Source organism: Micromonospora sp. NPDC002389 (genome assembly GCF_040296095.1).
GTDB lineage: Bacteria > Actinomycetota > Actinomycetes > Mycobacteriales > Micromonosporaceae > Micromonospora.
The window spans coordinates 1-7,498 of sequence record NZ_JBEOWP010000035.1 but is presented as its reverse complement, the minus strand read 5'-3'; the positions used below and the strand labels follow the sequence as shown (position 1 = coordinate 7,498).

Below are 7,498 nucleotides of genomic sequence, written 5' to 3'. Positions count from 1 at the left end.
TGGTCGACTGCTGTCTTACCGGGAGCCTCGTCCTATGTCGACACCTGCCTCCACCACACCCACCGTGAACAGGCACATCACGATGAAAAGGGCTCACGGTTAGCGGCACCGGCGCCAGGACCGGTGGGGCGGCGATCAGGTCGAGCAGGGTGAGGGCGACGGGCAGGGTCGACTCGCGCAGTCGTCGGTCAATCGGGCCGTCGCCGACAGCGTCGACGTTGAGCAGCAAGACGGTGGCCGACAGCCGGTCGGCGAGAATGCCGACGTCGGCGAGTAGATTCCGGACGAGGTCTGGCCGGGTGGGTTCGGCGCGGTCGGTGAGTTCCGCTACGGCGGCGACCAGCCGGGCGCCAGCGGTCGTGCCGAGGTCGAAGAAGTGCGGGTCACCTGCGGTGTCGTGGGCGAGTTTGGCCAACGGCATAGGTGGTGTTGCCGGGATCCGGGTAAGGGCGGCGGCCAGCGCGTCGACCGTGCGACGTAGATCGGTGTCGTCGTCGCCGACGCCTGCTGTTCGGATTCTGGCCACCAGTCGCGGCAGGTGGGGCAATCGCTGCTCGGTGTACTGCCACAACAGCTCGCGGCGGGCTTTGGCGGCGCGGTTGGCGAGGCTGCGGTTGACGATTGGCTGGCGGGTGGCGCGTTCGACCAACTGCGGCAGGGCCTGGCTTTCGATGTTGAGTACCTGTAGCAGTTCCCGCAGCGGGACGGTGGTGACGTCGCCGGCGACGGTCACGGCGGAGCGATGACGGCGATAGGTGGTGGTGTCCAGCCACGAGCGCAGCGCGGCGACGCCGGTGCGGGACAGGCCGCGCACGCGGACGGTGGTGACGGCGGCGGGGTCCTCGCCGGCGCATAGCCGGCCGTGTACGGCCTGCCACAGCGGAGCAAGGTCTGGGTCGTCTGCCAACAGCCCAACATCGGTTGGCATGGCTAGCGGCCCTGGGCTTCGGGGACGGGCATGAATTCGAAGGTCAGAGGTTCCGGTTCGCCCCGGCCGCGCCACAGCCACGGCACGGTGACCCGGTTGCGGCCGGCGGTAACCAGTTGGTGGACCACGACCTGTTGCACCTCACGTTTGATCATCGGGGTCATGGTGGGGGTGGTCGCGAGCACATCGAAGTCCCAGCCTCGCAGCAGGGCGAACACTTGGCGCAGGTTCGGCTCGTCGAACGCGGCGTCGATCTCGTCGATGGACAGCAGGCGCGGGCCCTGGTAGCTGTCGCCGGAGTACATCGACCAGGCCGCAGCCAGCAGGGGCAACATCGTCGCCAACCGCGACTCACCGGTGCTCAACGACTTCAGCGGATTGGACCGGGCGGTGACCGGGCGGAACACCTCCGAGCCGTCGCTGCTGAAGCTGCGGTGGGTGATGCTGATGTTCCACTCGTGCCAGGAGCGGTAGTCGAAGGTGTGGGCGACGCGGTCGGCCCAGGCTTCGGCGCTGGCGTCGTCCATGCGTTGCCGCAGCACCTCATACATCTGGTTGAAGGTTTCGTCGGACGGAGGGGCGATAAGCAGCTCGATCATCCGCTGGGCGTCGGGATCGTGGCGCACGGTCCAGTCGACTTCGACGCCGACGCGTTCCACGCCGGTGCGTACACCGGCGAGGGTGGCACGGATTTGCCGTACCAGGTCCCGGGCCAGCTCGCGGCGTTCTTGGATGTCCCGGCGTAGTTGCGTGAACATGGACGTCTTCAGCGTCGCTTTGACGTCCTCGCGCAGATCGGCTTCCAAACGGGCGGTGGTAGCCCGCAGCGTGGCGACCGCCTCTAGCAGGTCCTCGCCGACGGCGGCGTTGGTGGCCGCGAGGGTGACCCGCCGCCAGTCGGTACCGTCCAGGGTGGCGATGTCGACCTGCTGGTCAAACGCGGCCAAGGCATGGTTCGCCGTTCGCACGGCGGTTTCCAGCGTGGTCAGCGCCCGGCCGCGGGGAAAGGCCAATGTCGTGATCGACCCGCAACAGCTTCACGACGCGAAACACGCGCTCGGCAGAGGTCTGGGTTCCCGGCCGGCGACGCGCGCGCTCTGCGGCAGATCCGGATGACAAGAGAAATTGGTCAACTGTCACTCAATCACTCGGCGCTCCCGGCAACTTAGTTGACGCGTCGGTCACGGTCATCGCCAACTGATCGTCGGTGATCTTCGCGCCTCGAAGGTCGCTCCCGATCAACGTAGCCCCCGCAAGCATGGCATTTGTAAAGTTCGCGTCTCGTAGATCCGTCCGCTCAAGGCGCGCGCCACTGAGATTCGCAGACTCAAAGTTGCCGCCTCTCAGGTCAGTGAGAGCAAAAAATACGAACGAAAGGTCCGAGTAGGCGAATACGCTGCCCTTCATGTTGGCCCTGATGGCCGCAGAACTCGACAGGTCGGTGGCCCAAAACCAGGAATCGGCATAATTGCCAGAAAAAGCCGCACCCCCGAGGTCCAGATACGACAAGGAAATCGGACCACCAACTCTACCTAATGTAGCTAACGCAGTTTGAGTATCGTGAGCGACGGGCCTGGGATTAAAACCGCCAGCGCTAACTTTAGGAACTACGGGGACGGCCCGGACGTCTCGCCTAGGGGCATGAACCGAAATAAACGAATTCAGGATCTCCCGAACAGATGCAGCCCTAGTTGGCACATCATTAGCAAATTGCTCCAGTGCCAGGATTCCCCCAATCCGCACATCCAGACTCTCCGAGCCGAGGTGTTCCACTCCGCGAGAATAGCGCTCATTTGCCTGCCCTTGCTCAAACAATCGGAGCTCGTCGCGAGCCGCCGCGACCGAGTCAGCCGCAACTTGAACAGACCTGCCAGTGTATATAACACCTACCGCACTGACTAGTAAGGCGCCAATAGCCGCTCCCGCTACTACAATTTGCCCCAAGTCCGACCTTCTGTCAGATTCTCGCCCTGAATGGGGATTGTTTTTTCGCCGCACCCAGCCCGTTACAGGAGCCTCGCGAGAGGCGCGGAGTCGCTTCTTCGTAGTATGGTGCACCAAAATCAGACCCTTCTTCTGATAGGCCGGCAGCAACTGATGGAACAGGTTGATGGTCACCAGCAGGGGAGTTGTCAGGACCGCCTCAGCGACCGCACCGCAGCTCTTCTTCGTACTGCACGACTGGGCCCGACGGACGCTGCTGTCGGATTGTCGGCACTCCCGGCTGCCGGCGATCCGCTCCGCCCGGACGTCGCTGTGCCAGGATCCAGACTGGCCGACGCAGCCTGCCGGTGACGAGATTGCCCGGATGGAGAAGGAGGGGCTCAAGAAGGCACTGGCTCAGCCCAAACTGCATGCGGGACGCTAGAGGATTGTGCGAGTCAGAATCCTTTTGGACGCTCCAAGCGCAGCGATTGCTGGACCACCTCGACTGGACATGGACGCTTGGACGTCGGTGCAGTCCCACGCCAGCACGACTGGGAGGCTGGCCGAGATCATTAACGCCGCACTGACGTCAGCCTGGCATATCGCGAAAACCACGATCACACGTTGAGGGTGGGGAATCTCGTCAGAGCGACGAACACATGATGAAAGATGTCGTACAGGCCGTAGCGGACCTTCGGCAGGCGGTCCGCCGAGCCGTCGGCAGCTCCACGTAGCAACAGCCCTAGCGCCCTGTCGGCGGCAGTTGAGTGAGTCGGCAGCGGGGGGGCGATGCGTGGGTCCGGGCATCGAGCTTGCCGGTTCTGGGCGCTGACGGCGCTGCTTCGTCGACGGTCGGCAGGTTATCGGTCTCGGCGGCTCGGGCATGATCTCGGTTATGAGTGATGAACCCAAGAAGCGGTTTCTGGTGCTGCACGACTACGGCATGGGCGGGCTGTGGTGGTGGATCCACGCTCGGTCAGCGCCTCAGATCGTAACGACATTCGCTGAGGTGGAGATCATCGAGGATCCTGAGATCCTGGCGCGGTTCGTCGACGACGACCTGACCGAGGTTGATATTGATACCGCCATAATGCCGCCCGGTTTGGACGGCCTGCGGGAACAGCGGAACGCCCAGCGCGGCCTTCGCGGATTCGGTGCACTCGCCGGACGAGACGTCGTACACCTGCGGCGCACCTGGGAAGAGGCCGACGACACCGAACCGGCTGTTTACTTCGAGGAACTCGGACCAGACGGCCGGCGACTGCGCCAGGTCGAGGTGTACCGCGACGGAACTGCCATCCGAACCGGACCCGATGATTGGCCGTTCAACCCACCGAACGATCTCTACGATCCGGAACTGGCACGTTGGGAGATTGATCCGCACGAGTTCGAGCAAGCGTGGTGCCAGGCTCGAAGCGAGGACTGACCTGACGGGTGTCGAGCCTCGCTCCCGACCACCAGGGCTCCCCACCATGCCGCCTCCCGGCCGCTCTCCCTGATTGCACCAATTGTCGGACCTAGACTAGTGGTTAGCGAGTCATAACCCCACGCCCGTTCGACGTGAGGGTAGTCTTATCGCGTGCCTGGCGACCTTCAGAACGCGGACCTCGAACCTCTGTACACGCTTCGCGCCGAGGACCTCACGGAAGAGGAACTGGAGCGGCTCACCGCCGCTTTCCCCGGCGATGAGTCAATCCTGCGGAGACTCATGGGTCCGGGGCCAAAGTTGTTGAACGGCCCCCGCGGTTCTGGAAAATCTAACTATCTCAAGCGGGCTTACTATAAGTTGAAAGCTAGAGATGGGATTATCGTAGCTTACATCAACTATTCGCAACACCTTGCGCTTGAGCCGTTAATGTTACGCTCAGAGCGGGCCTTAGAGCATTTCAGGCAGTGGTTAATTTACAAGATTATCGTTGGCCTCGCTGACTCACTGAGAGAAGACTGCCCTAGGGATCTCCAGCGAATGGCGACCGCGGGCAACAAGTTTATTAACGAGCTGCAAACATCCGTTGGCACTAACCCGGTTAACGTGCCGCCATCCATTGCGCCTACGGAGCTCCTAGACCTGATAGAGGATTGGTGCGCGCAGCTGAATTGTAGCCGCGCCATTCTGCTTATGGATGATGCTGCGCATGCATTCATGCAACAGCAGCAGCGAGAGTTTTTCGAGGTTTTTCGAGCTTTAAGGTCCCGCACCGTCGCATGCAAGGCGGCCATTTATCCAGGAGTCACCTCATATAGTCCCTTCTTCAACGTAGGTCATGAAGCGGAAGAAATTGAGGTTTGGATTAGGCCCGATTCAGCAGATTATCTGAGATCTATGCGGCAGATTTTCGAAGCGCGCTTTCCTCAGGCCCTCCAGAGTGCCGTGCGCCGAGAGCTAATTGATATGGCCGCTCATGCGTCCTTTGGACTACCGAGAAACTTTTTAAACATTCTTTCTGACTCTTTGGGTGACGCTGACGACGAGAGGGCGAACACCAAAATCACCGCTCCAACGTTGCGGCAGGTTCGAGTTGCTATTAATGTAAATGCCGAACGAGTTCGATCACTTTTCGAGGAGGTCGCCCGAAAGCTTCCCCGGTATGAAAACTTTGTTGCCGTGGGACTGGAAATTCACTCCACGTTGATCTCCGAGATTCGAGTCACAAATCGTAATCGAGCCGATCATAAGGCGAAATATATCGGTGTCGCAGTAGCGCAACCGTGGGACACCGATCTGAATCAAGTGTTCTCCCTGATGGAGTACGCAGGCGTTGTCCGCAGAATCGGCCCTTCTTCGCGGGGAAGTGATCGCTATGAGAAGGTACAGCTACATACGTCTCTGCTCATGTCAGAAAACGCGCTCGGTCTTCCTAGAACGCCATCGGCGGATGATTACAACACTGCACTTGGCCGACAAAGCGCTGATGACTTCGTCCGGCGGCAATCACAAGGGATTTTTTCTCAGTCTCAGCGAGAGCGTTGTCGCTTGAATCTCTCGCCTTGCCCTAAGTGCCAAAGCCCCAGAATTAGCGAAGACGCAGTCTTCTGCTTCCGGTGCGGAACAGCTCTCACAGAACAATCGGTATACCTGGAGTTGCTTGCCTCCGGTATCGAAAGACTCGGACTCCCTCCGTTGAAATTAGAACGAATATTAGCCGTCACGAACCTTCGGACGGTCCAAGACGTTATCTTGGACGACGCGGGTACACAACTCAGGTCAGTTCCAAGTGTCGGCAAGGCGTGGTCAGCGCGCATCAAAGCCAGCGCCGATGAGTTTGTAACCCTCTGATGCCGCATTCTTTGCCTCAGGTTTGCATGGCTTCTGCCTCCAACGTGGGTCCTGGAACCCTGACCAGGCTAGCCAGCGGTGCTATCAGCGCCGATAGGCCTGATACGGCTGGCTTGTCAGCGCTTGACAACGCCTTTTCCTCTTTACTCGTTGTCACGCAACTCACCGTGCAAGCAACCAACATCTGGCAACCGCAGCATGGCTTAATTCTTTGCTCATCTGCTGTGGCGGTTGCAGAAGACTACTTCCGTTCCATTTTGACAAATATTGTTGGAATTTGTCAACTTTGCGCTAATCGTGTTGGGGTTCTTGAGACGCGTATGGAATACGTCTTTTCTGGATCTGTGGCCGATGCGGTACGCGGGCTGTTGGATCGAGAGAGCTTCTCTAGCAAAGACACGATCAAGGAATGGACCAAGAAGATTGCCGGAATGGAACTTTCAGGGAATCGCTCGTTGAATATTGCTCTAGCAGAATTTGAACGCGTTTGCCATGTGCGCCATTGCGCTATGCACGCGGGCGGATATGTGTCGACGAGAAACGCAGGATCTCTCGGCGTGCCGACCGGCAGCTGGATCTCCTTCGGGTCTCCATCGGCCATTCACGAGATCATCTCAGTCGTTGCCGCAACTTTAAGGTCTTTCAATCAATCCATGTTTGAAGTGCTACTGGGGCGCTGGATCGATGAAGGTATCTTGTTCGGCGTATGGGATAGAGATCGTGACAGTTTTTCGAAACTTTGGAGCACCTTTTGCTCTAAGAGCGACATTGCCAGCAGCAGATTCTCGGGTGGGCCAGCTCTGAAATCGAATGCATACTTAGCCTATCGCTCAGTTCACCCGGCTATTGCTGGGCGAGCCAGGAACCGAACGACTGCTTCCTGAAGGGCTGCTCTGCGCGGAATTATAGTTGCCTAGACCGATTTTCGAGACTGCGGGGTTTGCCTGCGTTTAGTAGTCGGGGCGATCAAGTGCACTGTCCTCGGCAGATCCGGACGCCCCCGGCATACCCCGTTCGAGGACACCGGCACCACCCTTCGGGGCCTACGCGACACAGGCAAGCTCACCCGAGGACTACGCGCGGTCATCGTGGAACATCTGATCTTCCACTGGGACCGGATCGGGGTACCTGCCGCAGCCCAAGCCACCCTCGCGCAAGCAGCCACGGAAACCATCTTCGGCCACGCCGACGTGCCTTGCTGGCAGCAGCAGTACGGCACGACGGCCGAGTCCGCCGATATCGTCAGCTGACGTCGAATGGAGGGACTGACTGCCCCAGGGTCATTGCGTAGTTGAGTAGCTGCTGGTCACGGTGGTGATGAGGTCATGGGGGCGGCGGTTGGCGCGGCGGGTTGCTCTGGCGATGTT

7 protein-coding genes are annotated in these 7,498 nt (G+C 60.0%); 4 read left to right on the top strand and 3 right to left on the bottom strand.

Annotation, left to right across the window (positions count from 1 at the left end):
- The 3 genes from ABT008_RS30270 to ABT008_RS30260 form a co-directional block, all read right to left on the bottom strand.
- On the bottom strand, positions 1-733 hold a 733-nt coding region (locus ABT008_RS30270; protein ID WP_502890528.1), incomplete at its 3' end, for a TIGR02679 domain-containing protein.
- A gap of 197 nt (positions 734-930) precedes the next feature.
- Entirely contained in the window at positions 931-1,941 is a 1,011-nt protein-coding gene (locus ABT008_RS30265; protein ID WP_350700703.1) for an SbcC/MukB-like Walker B domain-containing protein, read from the bottom strand.
- Between the two features lie 127 nt (positions 1,942-2,068).
- Positions 2,069-3,046, bottom strand: coding sequence for a pentapeptide repeat-containing protein (locus ABT008_RS30260; protein WP_350700701.1), 978 nt, complete (start codon positions 3,044-3,046; stop codon positions 2,069-2,071).
- A gap of 703 nt (positions 3,047-3,749) precedes the next feature.
- Between ABT008_RS30260 and ABT008_RS30255 the strand changes: the two genes are divergently transcribed.
- From ABT008_RS30255 to ABT008_RS30240, 4 genes are all read left to right on the top strand, one after another.
- Positions 3,750-4,280 (top strand): hypothetical protein, encoded by a 531-nt coding sequence (locus ABT008_RS30255; RefSeq protein WP_350700699.1) that lies wholly within the window; start codon positions 3,750-3,752, stop codon positions 4,278-4,280.
- Between the two features lie 153 nt (positions 4,281-4,433).
- A complete protein-coding gene (locus ABT008_RS30250) occupies positions 4,434-6,131 on the top strand; it encodes a zinc ribbon domain-containing protein (RefSeq protein ID WP_350700698.1) in 1,698 nt (565 codons plus the stop codon).
- Between the two features lie 26 nt (positions 6,132-6,157).
- On the top strand, positions 6,158-7,015 hold the full coding sequence (locus ABT008_RS30245; protein ID WP_350700696.1) for a hypothetical protein: 858 nt from the start codon (positions 6,158-6,160) through the stop codon (positions 7,013-7,015).
- Between the two features lie 204 nt (positions 7,016-7,219).
- Complete coding sequence (locus ABT008_RS30240) at positions 7,220-7,381, top strand: hypothetical protein (RefSeq protein ID WP_502890527.1); 162 nt, start codon at positions 7,220-7,222, stop codon at positions 7,379-7,381.
- Positions 7,382-7,498 lie beyond the last annotated feature (117 nt).

Excerpts from the sequence above, each read along its gene's own strand:
- ABT008_RS30255 (WP_350700699.1), top strand. The coding sequence starts at position 3,750 with ATGAGTGATGAACCCAAGAAGCGGTTTCTGGTGCTGCACGACTACGGC.
- ABT008_RS30245 (WP_350700696.1), top strand. The coding sequence starts at position 6,158 with ATGGCTTCTGCCTCCAACGTGGGTCCTGGAACCCTGACCAGGCTAGCC.